This window comes from Pantoea sp. SIMBA_079, from assembly GCF_046940275.1.
Classification (GTDB): Bacteria; Pseudomonadota; Gammaproteobacteria; order Enterobacterales; family Enterobacteriaceae; genus Pantoea; species Pantoea borealis.
The window spans coordinates 1-263 of record NZ_JAWRYR010000470.1; the positions used below are offsets into that span (position 1 = coordinate 1).

Consider the following 263-nt stretch of genomic DNA (forward strand, 5'->3'; position numbering starts at 1 on the left):
GCGAAAGCCCGGGCACGGGAGCTGCTCGATCGCTTCGGCCTCACCGAGCACGCCGGGCGGCAGGTGAAGAGCTATTCCGGCGGTATGGCGCGCAAGCTCGACGTCGCCATCGGTCTGATGCACAGGCCGCAAGTGCTCTTCCTCGACGAGCCGACCACCGGCCTCGACCCGGAGGCACGCACGGAGCTCTGGCTGGAACTGGAGCGCATGGCGACGGCCGAGAACCTGACCGTCCTGCTCACCACGCACTACCTGGACGAGGC

The 263-nt window shown here is 68.4% G+C and carries 1 protein-coding gene; it reads left to right on the top strand.

Annotated elements, in window-relative coordinates; translation table 11 throughout:
• Nucleotides 1–263 (top strand): ATP-binding cassette domain-containing protein (locus SB719_RS20855; RefSeq protein ID WP_412159846.1); only part of this gene is annotated, 263 nt, incomplete at both ends.